Annotated in this window: 15 protein-coding genes; 7 read left to right on the plus strand and 8 right to left on the minus strand. The window is 68.3% G+C overall.

The window, feature by feature from the left end:
• Nucleotides 1–94: 94 nt before the first annotated feature.
• From AC5ZH6_RS11190 to gluA, 4 genes are read right to left on the minus strand one after another with little or no spacing between them, the layout of a single operon-like run.
• On the minus strand, nt 95–985 hold the full coding sequence (locus tag AC5ZH6_RS11190) for an amino acid ABC transporter permease (RefSeq protein ID WP_211545122.1): 891 nt from the start codon (nt 983–985) through the stop codon (nt 95–97).
• On the minus strand, nt 982–1665 hold the full coding sequence (locus tag AC5ZH6_RS11195) for an amino acid ABC transporter permease (protein WP_006371421.1): 684 nt from the start codon (nt 1663–1665) through the stop codon (nt 982–984). The genes AC5ZH6_RS11190 and AC5ZH6_RS11195 overlap by 4 nt, the downstream gene beginning before the upstream one ends.
• Before the next feature lie 19 nt (nt 1666–1684).
• On the minus strand, nt 1685–2740 hold the full coding sequence (locus AC5ZH6_RS11200; protein WP_014359816.1) for a glutamate ABC transporter substrate-binding protein: 1056 nt from the start codon (nt 2738–2740) through the stop codon (nt 1685–1687).
• A gap of 43 nt (nt 2741–2783) precedes the next feature.
• Entirely contained in the window at nt 2784–3512 is a 729-nt protein-coding gene (gluA, locus tag AC5ZH6_RS11205; RefSeq protein ID WP_014359817.1) for a glutamate ABC transporter ATP-binding protein GluA, read from the minus strand.
• A 227-nt stretch (nt 3513–3739) separates the two neighbouring features.
• Here gluA and miaB point away from each other — a divergent pair, with 227 nt between their 5' ends.
• The gene (miaB, locus tag AC5ZH6_RS11210; protein ID WP_035728415.1) at nt 3740–5365 is read left to right on the plus strand and encodes a tRNA (N6-isopentenyl adenosine(37)-C2)-methylthiotransferase MiaB; all 1626 of its coding nucleotides are present in this window, start codon (nt 3740–3742) and stop codon (nt 5363–5365) included.
• Between the two features lie 11 nt (nt 5366–5376).
• On the plus strand, nt 5377–6156 hold the full coding sequence (locus AC5ZH6_RS11215) for an Rv2732c family membrane protein (RefSeq protein WP_211545120.1): 780 nt from the start codon (nt 5377–5379) through the stop codon (nt 6154–6156).
• A gap of 45 nt (nt 6157–6201) precedes the next feature.
• Here AC5ZH6_RS11215 and AC5ZH6_RS11220 read toward each other — a convergent pair whose 3' ends face one another.
• A complete protein-coding gene (locus tag AC5ZH6_RS11220; RefSeq protein ID WP_265077904.1) occupies nt 6202–7635 on the minus strand; it encodes a DUF349 domain-containing protein in 1434 nt (477 codons plus the stop codon).
• Between the two features lie 229 nt (nt 7636–7864).
• Between AC5ZH6_RS11220 and AC5ZH6_RS11225 the strand changes: the two genes are divergently transcribed.
• From AC5ZH6_RS11225 to hflX, 4 genes are all read left to right on the plus strand, one after another.
• Nucleotides 7865–8785, plus strand: coding sequence for a class III extradiol ring-cleavage dioxygenase family protein (locus AC5ZH6_RS11225; protein ID WP_288336422.1), 921 nt, complete (start codon nt 7865–7867; stop codon nt 8783–8785).
• On the plus strand, nt 8772–9695 hold the full coding sequence (miaA, locus tag AC5ZH6_RS11230) for a tRNA (adenosine(37)-N6)-dimethylallyltransferase MiaA (protein ID WP_288336424.1): 924 nt from the start codon (nt 8772–8774) through the stop codon (nt 9693–9695). Before AC5ZH6_RS11225 ends, miaA begins: the two co-directional genes overlap by 14 nt.
• Nucleotides 9692–10612: a diaminopimelate epimerase gene (dapF, locus tag AC5ZH6_RS11235; RefSeq protein WP_288336426.1), complete on the plus strand. Its 921-nt coding sequence runs from the start codon at nt 9692–9694 to the stop codon at nt 10610–10612. The genes miaA and dapF overlap by 4 nt, the downstream gene beginning before the upstream one ends.
• Nucleotides 10613–10749: 137 nt before the next feature.
• Nucleotides 10750–12261: a GTPase HflX gene (hflX, locus tag AC5ZH6_RS11240; RefSeq protein ID WP_288336428.1), complete on the plus strand. Its 1512-nt coding sequence runs from the start codon at nt 10750–10752 to the stop codon at nt 12259–12261.
• A gap of 21 nt (nt 12262–12282) precedes the next feature.
• On the opposite strand, the gene AC5ZH6_RS11245 is transcribed toward hflX, so the two are convergent.
• On the minus strand, nt 12283–13506 hold the full coding sequence (locus tag AC5ZH6_RS11245) for an MFS transporter (protein WP_353886072.1): 1224 nt from the start codon (nt 13504–13506) through the stop codon (nt 12283–12285).
• A gap of 53 nt (nt 13507–13559) precedes the next feature.
• On the opposite strand from AC5ZH6_RS11245, the gene AC5ZH6_RS11250 reads away from it, so the two are divergent.
• Complete coding sequence (locus tag AC5ZH6_RS11250) at nt 13560–14318, plus strand: AraC family transcriptional regulator (RefSeq protein WP_288336430.1); 759 nt, start codon at nt 13560–13562, stop codon at nt 14316–14318.
• A gap of 134 nt (nt 14319–14452) precedes the next feature.
• On the opposite strand, the gene AC5ZH6_RS11255 is transcribed toward AC5ZH6_RS11250, so the two are convergent.
• Both AC5ZH6_RS11255 and AC5ZH6_RS11260 read right to left on the minus strand, forming a co-directional pair.
• Complete coding sequence (locus AC5ZH6_RS11255) at nt 14453–14713, minus strand: HPr family phosphocarrier protein (protein ID WP_006371172.1); 261 nt, start codon at nt 14711–14713, stop codon at nt 14453–14455.
• A 143-nt stretch (nt 14714–14856) separates the two neighbouring features.
• Entirely contained in the window at nt 14857–16968 is a 2112-nt protein-coding gene (locus tag AC5ZH6_RS11260; RefSeq protein WP_006371171.1) for a PTS fructose transporter subunit IIABC, read from the minus strand.
• Nucleotides 16969–17013: the final 45 nt, after the last annotated feature.

Consider the following 17013-nt stretch of genomic DNA (forward strand, 5'->3'; position numbering starts at 1 on the left):
TGACGTTTCACCCGGAATCCGGGCGAAACGTCATACTGATCGGCAATGGCACCTGATCGGCAACGTCAACTGATCTGCGCTGAACCGGGTTGGGTTATCGCGGACCGAAGTTCGGCATGTTCTCCATCGCGCCGAGGTCCACGTCCTCGCCGTGGGGGACGTCGGTTCTGCGGCGTCCCCGGCGCAATGTCTTCTCGATGAAGGTCGCCAGCGACGACAGACCGAAGTTGATGACGATCATCACCACGGCCACCACGACGAGTACGGGCAGGTAGTTGCCGTAGTACGACGCCGACTGGATGCCCGACCGGACCACCTCGACGTAACCGATGGCGTAGCCCAGTGCCGAGTCCTTCAGTGCGATGACCATCTGCGAGATCAGTGCGGGCAGCATCGCGGTGATCGCCTGCGGAAGCAGCACGATGCGCATCATCTGGGACTTGCGCAGTCCCAACGCCATCGACGCCTCGGTCTGGCCCTTCGGTAAGGAGTTGATGCCCGAACGCAGGATCTCGGCGATCACCGACCCGTTGTAGAGCGTCAGACCCGTGACGACCGCCGCGAACGCCAACTGCGACGACGGGAACACCGCGTAATCGGCGAACAGGTAGTAGGCGAAGATCATCAGGATCAGCACCGGGATGGCGCGGAAGATCTCGACGAACAAGCCCGCCAGCGTCCGCACCCACAGGTGATCGGACAGTCGACCGATACCGAGCACCGAGCCCAGGACCATGGCGAAGATGATCGACAGGAACGCCGCTTTCAGCGTGCCCCACAGACCCGGCAGGATGTAGGTCGTCCAGGTGGTCCCGGTGACGAAGGGATTCCATTTCTCGCCGGTGAGCTGATCGTTGTCGCTGAGGACGACGAGCACGTACACGACGACGGCGACGATCACCGCGAGGAAGATCGCGGCGATGATCGCATTGCGAATCCGCGCCTTGGGTCCGGGTGCGTCGTAGAGAACCGTTGCGCCGCTCATCGTTTCACCGCCAGTCGTTTGGCGAGGTAGCCGAAGACGGCGCCCTCGATCAGGGTGATGATCATGAAGCCGATGGCGATGATCACGAAGATCGCGATGATCTCATTGGCGTGGTCCTCGATCTGCTCCTTCATCAGCAGCGAGGCCTCGGCGACCCCGATCACCGAGGCGATCGTGGTGTTCTTGGTCAGAGCGATCAACACGCTGCCCAGCGGCCCGATCACCGCACGCAATGCCTGTGGCAGCACGATGATCCCGAAGACCTGCGTGAAACCCAGGCCGAGGGAGCGGGCTGCCTCGGCCTGTCCGATGGGAACGGTGTTGAAACCCGATCGCAGTGTCTCGCAGACGAAGGTGGCCGTGTAGAGGATGAAGGCCAGCACCGCCAGGCGGAAGTTGTTGTTCTCGATGAAGGTGTTGTTGTCGGGAGCCAACGCCAGACCGAGGTTCTGATAGAGGCCCACCGAGCAGAAGATGATGATCAGCGTCAGCGGGGTGTTGCGCACGACGTTGACGTAGGTGGCGCCGAACCAGCGCATCACCGGGACGGGGGAGACCCGCATCCCGGCCAGGATGATGCCCCAGATGAGCGCGCCGAGCGCCGACCAGAAGGTCAGTTCCAGGGTCACCTTGAACGCGGGCCACAGCTGCGGCCCCATATCCGACCAGAGTTCATTCATGGTTGTTCACCTGCCTTCCTCAGCTCAGTCCCGGCGGGCACGGGGTGGACGTGGAGTTGACGATCTTGTCGACGGCCTGCGGTCCGGGGTCGGGCAGGAACTTGTAGCTCGATCCGGGAGCTGCGGCGCGGGCCATCATCTCGTCGACATACTGGTTGCCGATCGCCTTGCGCAGCGCTGCTTCCCATGCGGATTCGCCCCCGCCCGGTCCCGGCTGCAGCATGGCGTCGAGTGCCTCGTCCACGGCCGTGATCGCCTCGGGGTAGTTCTTGGCCATGCCGATGCCGTAGTTCTCGGTGGAGAACGGCGCACCCTGTTTCTTGAGGACCTTCTTGCCGCTGCTGGTGACGCATGCGTCCTTGGGGTAGGTCATCCCGACGAGCTTGAACTCGTCGGGGAAGAAGTCGGCGTAACCGGCGAGGATGACCTCGTCGGTGGTCAGCGCGTCGACCTTGCCGCGACGCACGGCCTCCACACACGACGAGTACGAGTCGTACTCCTGCAGTTGCACTCCGGGCAGCTGCGCCTTGACGTTCTGCGCCGACGTCGATCCGGTGACCGAGCAGAGTCTCTTGCCCTTGTTCAGATCGGTGAGTGAGGTGATCGAGTTGTCGTCCTTGCGGACGAGCAGAGCTTGATAGTTGATCAGGTAGGGGCCGGCGAAGCTGACCTGCTTGGCACGGGAGGCGTTGATCGAGTAGGTGGCCGCGATCATGTCGACCTCACCGTTGTTGATGAGCGTTTCGCGCTGGGCCGACGGCGTCTCACGCCAGGTGATCTCGGGATGGGCCACCCTGAGCTGGTCGGCGATGTGATTGACCACGTAGGTCGACACCGACGGGTCGAACCCGGTGACGCTCTTGTCGGGGTTGCGGATACCCAGGCCGGGCTGGTCGTATTTGGTGCCCAGCACCACTTTTCCGTTGCGGATGGAGTCGAGTAGGTTGCGGGGTTCGGAACTGCCGCAGGCGCTCAGGCAGGCGGCGAGCACCGCGGCAACGAGTACTGCGACGCCCAGAGCGGCGGCGCGGCCACGTCGCCGATGACCGGAGGTCTGTGGAAAACGTTGTCGCATATGTCTTGTCGAGGATCCCGGAGTGTTGGTGGGGTTGGTCATCTCAGTGACCCAGGATCTTCGACAGGAAGTCCTTGGCGCGGTCGGACTGCGGGTTGTCGAAGAAGGACTCGGGGTCGGAGTCCTCGACGACGGCGCCGTCGGCCATGAAGATGACGCGGTCTGCGGCCTTGCGGGCGAAGCCCATCTCGTGGGTGACCACGAGCATCGTCATGCCCTCCTTGGCCAGCGAGACCATCACGTCGAGGACCTCGTTGACCATCTCCGGGTCGAGTGCCGAGGTGGGCTCGTCGAACAGCATGATCTTGGGGTTCATGGCCAGGGACCGGGCGATCGCCACGCGTTGTTGCTGCCCGCCGGACAACTGCGCCGGATACTTGTCCTTCTGGCTGGCGATACCCACGCGCTCGAGGAGTTGCAGCGCGTGTTTCTCGGCCTCGGCCTTGTTCTGTTTGCGGACCTTCGTCGGCGCGAGGGTGACGTTCTGCAGGATCGTCTTGTGTGCGAACAGGTTGAACGACTGGAAGACCATGCCGACATCGGCGCGCAGCCTGGCGAGGTCTTTGCCCTCGGCGGGTAGCAATTCGCCCTCGATGCGGATCTCGCCGCTGTCGATCGGTTCGAGGCGATTGATCGTGCGGCACAGCGTGGACTTGCCCGATCCCGAGGGGCCCAGCACGACCACGACCTGCCCGCGCGGGACGTCGAGGTTGATGTCCTTGAGGACATGGAGCTCACCGAAGTGCTTCTGCACATTCGTCATCGCGATCATCGGCGGTGAATCGGCGGCGGTCGCCGCACCCGGCGCCGCGTTCGGAGATTCGGTCATACGTAGCAACCCTAATGGGGACAAGTCCGAACGGCGCGGCAAATGCGACACCTGCGTGTCCGGTTCGGGAGGAAACAGGAAGTCACGTGCACTTTTCCGTCCAGGCGCCCTGCATGCCCCCGGGCGATGACCCGACAGCCGATTTGCCCCCGCCCCGTACTCTGGACCGAGTGAGTATCGACCTCTCCGAATCCGCAGCGACCTCGCCGAATGCCGGTGTGGGCGGCGACGCCGTGCGTCGCTATCAGGTTCGCACGTACGGCTGCCAGATGAACGTCCACGACTCCGAGCGGATCTCGGGTCTGCTCGAGGAGGCGGGCTATATACCTGCCGACTCCGACGACGACGCCGACCTCGTGGTTTTCAACACGTGCGCGATCCGTGAGAACGCCGACAACAAGCTCTACGGCAATCTGTCGCATCTGGCACCGGTGAAGGCCGCTCGGCCGGGTATGCAGATCGCCGTGGGCGGTTGTCTGGCGCAGAAGGACAAGGACGCGGTCTTGGGTCGGGCGCCCTGGGTCGACGTCGTCTTCGGCACCCACAACATCGGGTCGTTGCCGGTGCTGCTCGAACGCGCACGACACAACGAGACCGCCCAGGTCGAGATCCGTGACTCCCTCGAAGCATTTCCCTCCACGCTGCCGGCCAAACGCGAATCCGCTTATGCCGGTTGGGTTTCGGTGTCGGTGGGCTGTAACAATACCTGCACGTTCTGCATTGTTCCGTCGTTGCGCGGCAAGGAGGTCGATCGCCGGCCCGGCGATGTGCTCGCCGAGGTGACCGCTCTCGTCGATGCAGGTGTGCTCGAGGTGACCCTGCTCGGGCAGAACGTCAACGCCTACGGCATGTCCTTCGCCGACCCGGGCACCCCGCGTAACCGCGGTGCGTTCGCCGAACTGCTGCGTGCCTGTGGTGACATCGACGGGCTCGAACGTGTGCGGTTCACCTCGCCCCATCCGGCGGAGTTCACCGACGACGTCATCGAGGCGATGGCTCAGACGCCGAATGTGTGCCCGCAGCTGCACATGCCGCTGCAGTCCGGGTCGGACCGGATCCTGAAGTCGATGCGACGCAGCTATCGGCGGACCCGCTTCTTGGGCATCCTCGACAAGGTGCGCGCGGCGATGCCGCACGCCGCCATCACCACCGACATCATCGTCGGCTTCCCCGGCGAGACCGAGGAGGACTTCGCCCAGACCCTCGAGGTGGTCGAACAGGCCCGCTTCGCCAGCGCGTTCACCTTCCAGTACTCGCCGCGACCGGGAACACCCGCGGCCACGATGGACGACCAGGTGCCGCCTGCGGTGGTCTCCGAGCGGTACCGGCGACTGATCGAACTCCAGGAGCGGATCTGTCTGTCGGAGAACCGGGCGATCATCGGCCGGCAGGTCGAGTTGCTCGTGGTCGCCGACGAGGGTCGCAAGAGCGCACACTCGCACCGCATGACCGGTCGCGCGCGAGACGGCCGGCTGGTCCATTTCCGTCCCGGGGATCTCGCCGCGGCGATCCGCCCCGGTGACATCGTGACCACCGAGGTCACCGAGGCGGCGCCGCACCACCTCATCGCCGACGCAGGGGTGGCGGGGCATCGGCGCACCCGAGCCGGTGACGCGCACGAACAGAGCCGGACCCCGACGACCCCGCCGGTCGGTGTCGGCCTCGGCATCCCCGGCATCGGTCCCGCGCCGGTGGTCGCGGACGACAGCGGCTGTGGTGCCGGAGCCTGCGGGGCCGGCACCACAGCACCCGGTTCCGCGGGTCCCGGGCGCGTGATGGCGACGGCAGGACAGTGAGGGACGACGACGTGAGTATCGAGGGCCAGAACCCGAAGGATCCCGACCACCGCGACGGCGACGACGCCGCGAGTGCGGCCGACACCGACGCGGCGGCCGCGCGCGAGCGACGAGAGAACCTGCGGGGTGACAAGGCGCTGTCGGAACTTCTCGGTCGCGACGTCCGGCGGCCGGCGGGATCGTCGGAGAGTCTCGCCGATCTGGCAGCCTACGAGAACGACCTGCGCAAGGCCGAACGCAAGGTGGCCGGTGAGATCGATCCGGGTGCGCGCGCCATCGTGGTGGCGGTCGCGGTGCTACTGGCAATGGTGTCGCTGGTGTTGCCGCACACCGGGTCGGCCAGCGGGATCGACGTCCTGACGATGTCGGCGAATGCGGTGACCGAACGGGTGGCGGTGACCTCCCGGGTCTTCGTCTACCTGCTGTTGATCTTCGGGATCGGCGCATCGATGCTCGCACTGCTCACCCGGCGCTGGATCATCGCGTGGGTCGCATTGTGCGGATCGGCGGTCGCATGCGTGGCCGGGTTGCTGGCCTGGTGGACCCGCAACACCCCGGGCGTGGGCGGGATCGAGCCGCCGTCCGGCGTCGGAATCGGGCTGATCCTCGGCTGGATCGCGGTCTTCGTGCTCACTTTCCACTGGGCGCGGGTCGTGTGGGCACGCAGCACCTATCACCTCGCCATCGCCGAGCAGCGCCGGGTGGAGGCCGCCAAACGCGAGGAGGCGACCCGTCGCATCCGCGGGCGGACCGACTTCCGGCCACCGACCGGCGGGGACTCCGGGGCCTGACCGGCAGGAACTCCGGGGCCTGACCGGCCGGGACCGCGAGCGGGCTCAGCGCTCGTCGATCGCCGTCTGGGCGGCCTGTGCCCACTCGTGCCACTGCGCCGCCTGCTCGCGCAGCTTGGCTGCGTCCCGTGCCTTGCCGCGCTCCTCGGCCTTGCGGGCCTGCTCTTCCAATTGCGCTGCGCGGTCGGCGAATTGGGCGGCACGTGCCTGCGCCTCCGGATCGGTGCGCTGCCATTGTGCGTCCTCGGCGTCGCGAATCCGCTTCTCCAGAGCTCGTGCCCGGCTCTCGAGGCTGTGCATCTGCTCCCGAGGAACCTTGCCGATCTCGTCCCACTTGTCCCGGAAGGCCCGGAACTCGCGGCGGGCCGCCTCGAGGTCGGCCGCGGGATCGATGGCGGCCTCGGCGGTGGCGAGCAACTCGAGTTTTGCCTGACCGTTGGCGGCGAACTCGGCGTCGCGTTCGGAGGCGATCGCATTGCGTGCGGCGAAGAACACGTCCTGCGCCGCCTTGAACCGCTGCCACAGGGCTTCGTCGGCGTCGCGCGGGGCGCGGCCCGCGGCTTTCCATTCGCCCAGCAACTCCCGGAAGCGGGCCGAGGTGGGACCCCAGTCGGTCGACGACGACAATTCCTCGGCCTGCGCGATCAGCTCCTCCTTGCGTGCCTTGGCGCCGGCACGCACCCGGTCGAGCTCGGCGAAATGAGCGCCCCGGCGTCGGTTGAACGCGTCGCGAGCCTTCGCATAACGCTTCCACAGCACATCGTCGGTTTTGCGGTCGATCCCCTTGATCGACTTCCATTCGTCGAGGATCGCGCGCAGCCGGTCTCCCGACGTCTTCCACTGGGTGGACTCCGCGCCGATGGTCTCGGCCTCGGCGGCCAGTTCTTCCTTGCGGGCGATCGCGGCGGCGCGGGTGGCCTCCCGCTCGGCCTTGAGTGAGTCGGCGACCTCGTCGGCGGTGCCGACGATCGCCGACAACCGCGCGGCGAGCGCATCGACGTCACCGATCACCGCGGCGTCGGGGAGGGTCTCCAGCAGATGCTTGGCCGCGGCCTGTGCCTTGCGCGGATCGCCGGAACGCGCGGCGAGGCGTTCCTCGAGGATCTCGACCTCGGTGGCCAGGTCGTCGAACCGGCGCCCGAAGTGTTCGAGCCCGTCCTCGACGGACCCGGCCTGCCACGATCCGATCTGCCGCTCGCCTGACGAGGTCTTCAGCCACACGACGCCGTCGGCGTCGATCCGTCCGAACCGGTGGGGATCGGTATGTGGCAACGGGTTCGGGGTGACGACCGGGATCGGGGCGGACGCTGCCGGCCCCGGTTGGGGGCGGGGCCGCGGGCCGGGGCGGGGGCCCGGGCGCGGACCGGGTTTGGGGATCGGGGGCCGGGCTGCCGGTCCCGTGGTGGGTTCGGTGGTGTCGGTGTCGCCGCCGGTGGCCTCGTGCCCGCCGGTTTCCGGTGTCCCGTCTGGTCCGCTCATGTGCAGGTGCCCCTTCCCGCCTTGTGGTGCCGCGCGTCACGGCTGCCGTTTCACTTCGATCCCCGGCCGCGTTGGCCGCCGGGCTGGAGTCCATTCAAGCAGCTCAGAGTTCATCGCGTGTGGGCTGCGGAACAATGGGTACCGCTCGTCGCCCGATCGGCGGGTCGGGCCGCGAACGCCCGCCCGGGGTGCCCACGGTGGCGCTGCGCCGTCGACTAGCGTCGAGCACGTGTTCAGCTGCGCGGTATTCGTCCCGAGTGCGCCCCTGCTGGTACCCGAACTCGCCGGTCCCGACGCCGTCGACACGCGGCCGGTACGTGAGGCGACGCGTTCGGCGGTGCGGGCGCTGGCGGCCTCGGCCACCCGATGGGTTGCCCTCGGCGCCGACGACGCGCCGGCCGTTCCGGCGAGCGGGCCCGCCGCAGCCGTGCTCACCGACCGGCCGCGATGCGGCACCGATGTGGCCGTCACCGGGACCTTTGCGCGCTTCGGTGTCGACCTACCGGTGACCCTGGATCCCGCCGTGGAGGAGGCTTGCGCGCAGGCCGACGCCGAGCCGGTGCGACCGCGATTGCCGCTGTCGATGCTGATCGCCGCCTGGCTGCGGGAACAGGCGGGCGCCGACCGCGTGACGCCGGTGGTGCTCGACCCGTCGGCGAGCCCCGCACGGTGCGCGGCGGTGGGGGACGAGATTGCGGCGGCGCTGTCGGCGGTGTCCGAATCGGTGGGTCTGCTCGTGGTGGGCGACGGCGCGACCGCGTTGTCCCCGAAAGCTCCGGGCGGTGGCGAACGCGCATCGGCGGTGCGGTTGCAGAAGCGGATCGACACCGCCCTCGAATGTGGGGATCTGGACACTCTGGCCGACCTCGACGCGCAGGAGTGCGATGCCGAGGGTGTCGGTGGACGAGTCGCCTGGCAGGTCGCAGCGGCGGTGGCCCGGGCGTCGGGCGCGCACACCGATGTGGACCCCGCCCGGTTGGACCCCGCCCGGTTGGACTCCGCCCGGTTGGACCCCGCCCGGTTGGACCCTGCCCGATTGGACACCGAATGCCTGTATGCCGCAGCACCGTTCGGCGTGGGGTACGTCGTCGCTCGCTGGACCCCGCTCCCAGCCGGACCCCGAACAGGAGCCGATCATGACCGGCGGTGACCTCGGGGCGCCCGTTCCGGTTGCGGTGGTGGGTCCCACGGCGGTCGGCAAATCCGATCTCGCGCTCGATCTCGCCGAGGCCCTCGACGGGGAGATCGTGAACATCGACGCGATGCAGCAGTACCGCGGAATGGACATCGGCACCGCGAAACTCACCGTCGCACAGCGTCGTGGTATCACCCATCACCAGATCGACGTCCTCGACGTGACCGAGATCGCCACGGTCGCGCGATACCAGGCCGCGGCCACGCGCGACATCGAGGAGCTGCTCGCGGCCGGCCGGACCCCGGTGATCGTCGGCGGATCGATGCTCTACATCCAGGGACTGCTCGACGACTGGAAGTTTCCGGCGACCGACCCGCAGGTGCGTGCGCGCTATGAGGATATGCTGGCGCAGATCGGCGTCGCCGCCCTACATCGCAGGCTCGCCGAGGTCGACCCCGCCGCGGCCGAATCGATCCTCGACACCGACGGCCGCCGGATCGTCCGGGCACTCGAGGTCGTCGAAATCACCGGAGAGCCGTTCGCCGCGTCGGCTCCCAAGATCGGTGAAGCGCGCTGGGGTACAAGGATTCTCGCTCTCGACAGAGAAACCGCTGACCTTGACGAGCGGATTGCCGCGCGCACCGCGGAGATGTTCGCCAACGGCCTGGTCGACGAGGTGGCCAGGCTGGCCGAGAACGGGCTGCGTGAGGGACGCACCGCGCGCCGGGCGATCGGATACGCCCAGACCCTGGCCGCCCTCGACGGCGAGTACGACCTCGACCGGGCCGTCGAGCTGACCGTCATCGGCACCCGGCGCTATGTTCGCCGGCAACGGTCCTGGTTCCGACGTGATCATCGGATCGTGTGGCTCGACGCCGCGGCCACCGACCTCACCGATCGGGCACTGGCTACCCTGGACCGGTGACGACCAGCGCCTCGACCACCGCCGCCGAATCGAAGAGTGGCCTGCCGTTCGTGAAGGGCCACGGCACCCAGAACGACTTCGTCATCCTCAACGATCCCGCGGTCGAGATCGCGCTGGGTGCCGACCTCGTCGCCGCCCTGTGCGATCGGCAACGTGGTATCGGCTCCGACGGACTGTTGCGGGTCGCACGATCGGGTGCGCTGGTCGCGGCGGGGGTGCTCGAGGCCCTGCCGGACCAGGTGAACCCCGACGACTGGTTCATGGACTATCGCAACGCCGATGGCTCGATCGCCGAGATGTGCGGCAACGGGGTCCGTGTCTTCGCCCATCACCTGCGCGCGTCGGGACTCGTGGGCGCCGACGAATTCACCGTGGGCTCGCGCGCCGGCGCGCGTCCGGTCGTCGTGCATTCCTTCGACCGGCTGCACGCCGACGTCAGTGTGCAGATGGGGCCGGCGAGCGTGGGGGAGCCCTCGACGGTCCGCATCGGCGACGACCTGTACCCCGGGGTGGCGGTCGACGTCGGCAATCCGCATCTGGCCTGTGTCGTTCCCGAACTCGATGCCGCCGGCCTGGCCGCCGTCGACTTCTCCCGGGGTGTCGTGATCGACCCCGAGGTCTTCGCCCACGGAGCCAACGTCGAACTGCTGACCGTCCCGGAGACCGTCGATGGACGCCTGCACGCCCGGATGCGGGTGTTCGAACGTGGGGTCGGCGAAACCCGAAGCTGTGGAACGGGTTTGGTCGCCGCCGCGGCGGCCGCGCTACGTCATCGCGGTGAGCGGGTCGGAGAACTGGTGATCGACGTGCCGGGCGGGCGGGTCGAGGTGCGCATCCTCGCCGACGACGCGTGGCTGCGCGGCCCGTCGGAACTGGTCGCCGACGGTGCGTTGCGCGCGGGATGGGACGGATTCTGACACGACCGGCGAACGCGTCCGCCGACAGCCGGGGGGGGCGACAGCCGGGCGGTACGGTCCGAGCCGAGGAGTCGTCGCCGGGTCCGCGAAATATTGGTGTGCGCTGCAACGTTGCCGCATGCGACCATGGAAGGCGTATGAGCAACACGACACACACCGCATATCCCATCCCGACCCCTGATCTCCCCGAGGACATCGGTGTCCAAGACGGCACCGACTTCACCGACGACCAGGGCATCACCGGGAGTCACCGGACCGACGAGCCGACCACCGGCGAACTCCAACTGTCCGAGCGTGCCTCCCTGCAGCGCGTGGCCGGTCTGTCGACCGAGCTCACCGACATCACCGAGGTCGAGTACCGGCAGCTCCGACTCGAACGCGTCGTGCTGGTCGGCGTCTGGACCGAGGGCACCTCGGCGCAGGCGCGGGCGGCGATGACCGAGCTCGCCGCGCTGGCCGAGACCGCCGGGTCGGCGGTTCTCGACGCCGTCATCCAGCGACGCAACGCCCCCGACCCCGGCACCTACATCGGGTCGGGCAAGGCCGAGGAACTACGCGAGATCGTGCTGGCCACCGGCGCCGACACCGTCATCTGCGACGGTGAGCTCACCCCCGGTCAGCTCACCGCGCTGGAGAAGGTCGTCAAGGTCAAGGTCATCGACCGGACCGCATTGATCCTCGACATCTTCGCCCAGCACGCCACCTCACGTGAGGGCAAGGCACAGGTGTCGCTGGCCCAGATGGAGTACATGATGCCCCGCCTGCGCGGCTGGGGTGAGTCGATGTCCCGGCAGGCCGGTGGCCGCGCCGGCAGCAACGGTGGCGTCGGCCTGCGCGGTCCCGGTGAGACCAAGATCGAGACCGATCGTCGCCGGATTCGTGAGCGCATGGCCAAGTTGCGACGCGAGATCCGGGACATGAAGAAGGCGCGCGTGACCAAGCGATCGGCTCGCAGCCGCAGCGCGGTACCGTCGCTGACGGTCGCCGGCTACACCAATGCCGGAAAGTCGTCGCTGGTCAACGCGATGACGGGCTCGGGCATGCTGGTGCAGGACGCCCTGTTCGCGACCCTGGACCCGACGACCCGCCGAGCCACCCTCGACGACGGTCGCGAGGTGGTCTTCACCGACACCGTCGGCTTCGTCCGACACCTGCCGACCCAGCTCGTCGAAGCCTTTCGCTCCACCCTCGAGGAGGTCGTCGACGCCGACCTGCTGTTGCACGTCGTCGACGGCAGTGACGAATTCCCCGCCGAGCAGATCGCCGCGGTCCGCCGGGTGATCAACGAGGTCGTCGCCGAGGAGGGGGTGTCGGCGCCGCCAGAGCTGTTGGTGATCAACAAGATCGACGCGATCGACCACACCCGGATGACCGAGTTGCGGGCGATGGCCCCCGACGCGGTGTTCGTCTCGGCGCGCACCGGTGAGGGGTTGCCGGCGCTGTTCGATCGGGTTCGGGACTTCGTCGGCCGCACCGACGTCGAACTGACACTCGCCGTGCCCTACACCCGGGGTGACCTGATCTCCCGCATCCATGAGGAGGGGGAGGTGCTCGCGAGCGACCACACCGCCGACGGCACCCGCATGACGGTACGGGTGCCGCAGGCCTTCGCCGGTCAGCTCGCCGACCTCGTGGTCGCCCGGTCCTGACTGTCACCGGTGCCGATCGGGTCACGCTGATGATGGGTCGGTCCGGACGGCCTCGGGTGCGGGTGTCGGTTCGCGCAACCCGCTCGACAGGGCGAGTGCGAGGACCGGGATGCAGCCGAGCACGACGAACACGGCCTGCGTGCCCCACCGGTCGGCGACCATGCCCAACAACGGCATGAACAGACCGCCGGCGCTGACCGCGAGCCCCAGGGTGACACCGGCCGCGGTGCCGGGGCGGTTGGGCAGATAGTCCTGGCCCAGCTTCACCAGCACGGCGAACGGGATGTTGGTCACCAGGCCGACCACGAAGACCAGGGGCAGGGCCGCGATCTGATGGCCGCAGGCCAGCATGGCGAACAAGGCCGGGATCAGCGCGATGTTGCCGATCTGCACGGTGCGCACCATCCCGACGCGGTCGCCGAGCCGGCCGCCGGCCAACGTGCCGAACACGCCGCCCACCAACTGCAGCGTGAGGGCAAGTCCCGCAATCGAACTCGATGCACCGAGGTGTCGGATCCAATACAGCGCGATGAAGGTGTTGATGCCGAAGGAGATCGTCGAGCGGACCACTTCGACGGCGGTCAGGGTGCCGAACATGCCCCAGCGGTCGACGCCGCCGTGGGCGACCCGCGCGGCGGGATGCACCACCGTCCGGCGTTGATGGCGCCAGAGGATGTATCCCATCAGCACGGCCGGTCCGATGAACACCGCGGTCGCCCCGACGCCCCACGCATCGAGCGCCGGGGTGGCCAGGGCGGGTGCCAGGAAGAACCCGACGCTGCCGCCGGCGGCGAACAGGCTCATCGCGCTCGCGCTGTCGCCCGCTGCGCGTCGGGCGTCACGCCCGGCGGGTGGATGGAACATCGCCACACCGAAACCGGAGATCAGCAGCAGCGTCCAGACCAGGGCATACGAGCCGGCGAGACCGGCGAGTCCGGCACCCAGCCCGGCCACGACCAGTCCGACCGGCGACATCCACCGCAGCCGATGGCGGTCGGCCAGCAGCCCGACGAGAACCTGTGGCAGTGCACTGCCGAGCGTCGCGGCAAGCGCGAGACCTGAGGCGCCGACGTAGGAGTAGTGCCGCTCCAGCACGAAGAACGGTACGGCGGCCGGTACCAGGCCCTGGTAGAAGTCGTCGACGGCATGGGCGGTGGCCCAGATCCGCATGCGCTGCCATGACGACCCGGCGGGTCGGCGAGATCCCGGCGGAGTCGACTCGACGGCGGTGTCCTCGATGCTCATGATTCCATCGTGGTTTGTCGCCATCGTGCAGTCTTCCGATATTCTGTCGGTTCATGTCGGAAAACAGCCTGCATGAGCATGTGGTGACCCAGTCGTCGTCACGTGCGGCCGGGGAGATCGTCGAACGCCATCGGCACACCGACGACCAGCTCATCTACGTCAGCCGCGGGGTGATCGCCGTCGCCACCGATGCCGGGGGATGGGTGGCGTCGTCGAATCGTGCGGTGTGGATTCCCGCCGAGACCTGGCACCAGCACCGATTCCACGGGTCCAGCCGATTTCACACCGTGGGTTTCGCCGCCGTCGAACGAGTCCTCGACGCGGACGGTCCCGCGGTGATCTCGGTGACGCCGTTGGTGCGGGAACTGGTGATCGCCGTCGCCACCGATGCCCTCGGCCTCGCCGAACTGTCCCGGATCCGCGCCGTGCTGCGCGATCAGTTGCGCCGCGTGCCGCAGGAGCCGGTCTCGTTGCCCGCACCCCGCGACGATCGCCTCGCACGTGCCTGCGACCTGGTGCTCGCCGACCTCTCCGTCCCTCGCCCGCTGAGTGAGCTCGCGGCGGTTGCCGGTGCAGGCGAACGCACCCTGGCACGCCTGTTCCGCGACGAGATGGGGATGACCTATCCACAGTGGCGCACCAACATCCGGGTGTATCAGGCCATGATCGCGCTCGCCGAGGGACGCTCGATCACCGCGACCGCGCACGATTGCGGGTGGGCCACCCCGAGTGCCTTCATCTCGGCCTTCCGGCAGGTGACCGGCCGGACCCCGCGCGCCTACCAGATCGAGACGGTCCCGGTGCGTTCCTGACCGGCCGGGGTTCTCCCACCGCCGCAATCCCTCGGTCACAATCCCTGTGGGACAAGTGTTGCGGCGACAACGCCATCGGCCACCGACCCGCTGGGGTCGGTGGCCGATGGCGTTGTCGGAGTCCGGTTACCCGGTCACTCGGCGTCGAGGTCGGTGGCGACCAACTTGGCGATCGCGTCGACGGTGGCCGGGTCCTCGGCGGTCACGACCACGTTGGTGCCCTTCTCGGCGCCGAGCGTCATGATCATCAGCGCCGATCCGGCGTCGACCGGCTCGCCGCCCTCGACGGCCAGGGTGATCAGGCCGCCGGCGTCGGCTGCGGCCTCGGCGATGATCGTCGCGGGGCGGGCGTGCAGTCCGACGGCGGAGCCGACGGCGACGGTGGTGCTGGGCATGATGGATTCTCCTTGACCTGTTCGGATGGGATGTACGCGGATGGGATCGAATCGGATGGGATCGGTGGTGAGGGACGGACCGTTCGCGGGCGGGATCTTCGATTGTGCCCGCGGCGGTCGGTCGAGGTGGGCGAACCGCGCCATCAGGCGGGGACGGCCTCCCGCGGGGTCGTCGCGACGGCGGTGCGGTCACGGTTGCGGCCCCACTGCTTGGCGGCGATGACGCACAGCGCGGAGAGAACGGTGCCCGCGGCGAGAGCGACGAGGAACCACCACCAGGCGTTCATGGCGAAGAAGACGAACACACCGCCGTGCGGGGCGCGCAGTTCGACACCGAGCGCCATGATCAGCGCGCCGGACAGAGCCCCACCGGCCATCATCGACGGGATCACCCGCAGCGGATCGGTCGCGGCGAACGGGATGGCACCCTCGGAGATGAACGAGGCGCCGAGAAGCCAAGCGGCCTTGCCGTTCTCACGCTCGGGTTCGGTGAACAGCTGCGGACGCAGGACCGTGGACGCCAGGGCCATCGCCAGCGGCGGGACCATGCCGGCACACATGACCGCGGCCATGATCTCCAGCTGCGCCGAGCCGCCGACAGCGAGGCCGGTGGTGGCGAACAGGTAGGCCGCCTTGTTCACCGGGCCGCCGAGGTCGAAGCACATCATCAGGCCCAGCACGATGCCCAGGATGATCGCCGAGCCACCGGTCATGCTGCTGAGGCCGTTGTTCATCTCGGTGGTGAGCCACGCCAGCGGCCTGCCGAGGAACATGAACATCACCGCACCGATGACAAGGCTGCCGAAGAGCGGGATGATCACCACCGGCATCAGGCCACGCGCCCACTGCGGCAACGGAAGTCGCGAGATCGCCAGGCAGACGACGCCGGCCGCGAGGCCGCCGATCAGGCCGCCGATGAAGCTGGCGCCGACGGCCACCGACACCAGGCCGGCGACGAAGCCGGGCGCGATACCGGGCCGGTCGGCGATCGCGAACGAGATGTAGCCGGCCAACGCCGGGACCAGCATGCTCATCGCCAGGGAACCGATCGCGAAGCTCACCGCGCCCAGGTAGGTGCCGAGTCCTCCTGCCGGGAGATTCCAGAGAGTGTTGTGCAGCGCGATGTAGGCACCGTCGCTCATCGTCTTGTCGATGTTCTTGTTGGCGATCTGGTAGCCGGCCAGCAGGAATCCGAGAGCGATCAGCAGACCGCCCGCAGCGACGAACGGGATCATGTAGCTGACGCCGGTCATCAGGGCCTGCTGAACCTGCTTGCCCAGGCTGAGCCCACCCTTCTCCGTGGCAGCGGCGCCGGCACTGTCGCCGTCGCCGGCGCGCACCACCGCCGCGTGCGGATTCTTCGCTGCCGCAAGCGCTTCGGCGATCATCGCGTCGGGCTCGTTGATGGCGCGCTTGACACCGGACTCGATGACCGGCTTGCCGTGGAACCGGCTCTTGCCCTTGACACCGACGTCGGTGGCGAAGATGACGGCGTCGGCGCCGGCAATGACGTCCGGGGTGAACGGGGTGGTTCCCGAGGACCCCTGGGGCTCGACGTGGAAGTCGACACCGGCGCGCTCGGCGGCGTACTTCAGTGCGTCGGCGGCCATGTAGGTGTGGGCGATCCCGGTGGGGCACGCGGTGATCGCGACGATCGACATCGGCTTGTCGCTCGTCGGTGCGGCCGGGGTCGATGAGTCGACCGGCGCGGTCTTCTGGGTGGTCACCGTGTCGGTGGCCACCTTCTGCGGTGCCGCCTTCTCGGTGCTCGCGGCCGCGGTGGTGCTCGAGCCGGCCGCGGGCGGATTGATCGCACCGTCGACGAGGTCGACGATCTCGTCGTCGGTGCGCGCTGCCCGCAGCGAGGCGACGAAGTCGGGACGGACCAGCGCACGAGCGAGCGAGCTGAGCAGCTTCATGTGCTCGGAGGCACCGCCCTCGGGGGCGGCGATGAGGAAGACGATGTCGGCCGGACCGTCGGGGGCGCCGAAGTCGACCTTCTTCGACAGCCGCGCCATCGCCAGGCTCGCCTGCGACACCGATGCGGCGCGGGCGTGCGGGATGGCGATCCCGCCGGGTAGACCGGTGGCGGACTTGGCCTCTCGGGCGAGCGCGGCGCGCGCGAGGTCGGCGGGATCGCTGGTGCGACCGGCTTCGCCGAGGTTCTCGGCGAGGTGATTGATCACCGCCGACGGGTCGTCGCCTGCGTCGACGTCGAGATTCACCGTGGCTGCGGTGATGATCTGCTCGGACATGGGTTTCCTTACTGGTGTGTCGCTGGTTGGGTGCTGATGGTGGAT

It is taken from the genome of Gordonia sp. YC-XJ4, from assembly GCF_059511865.1.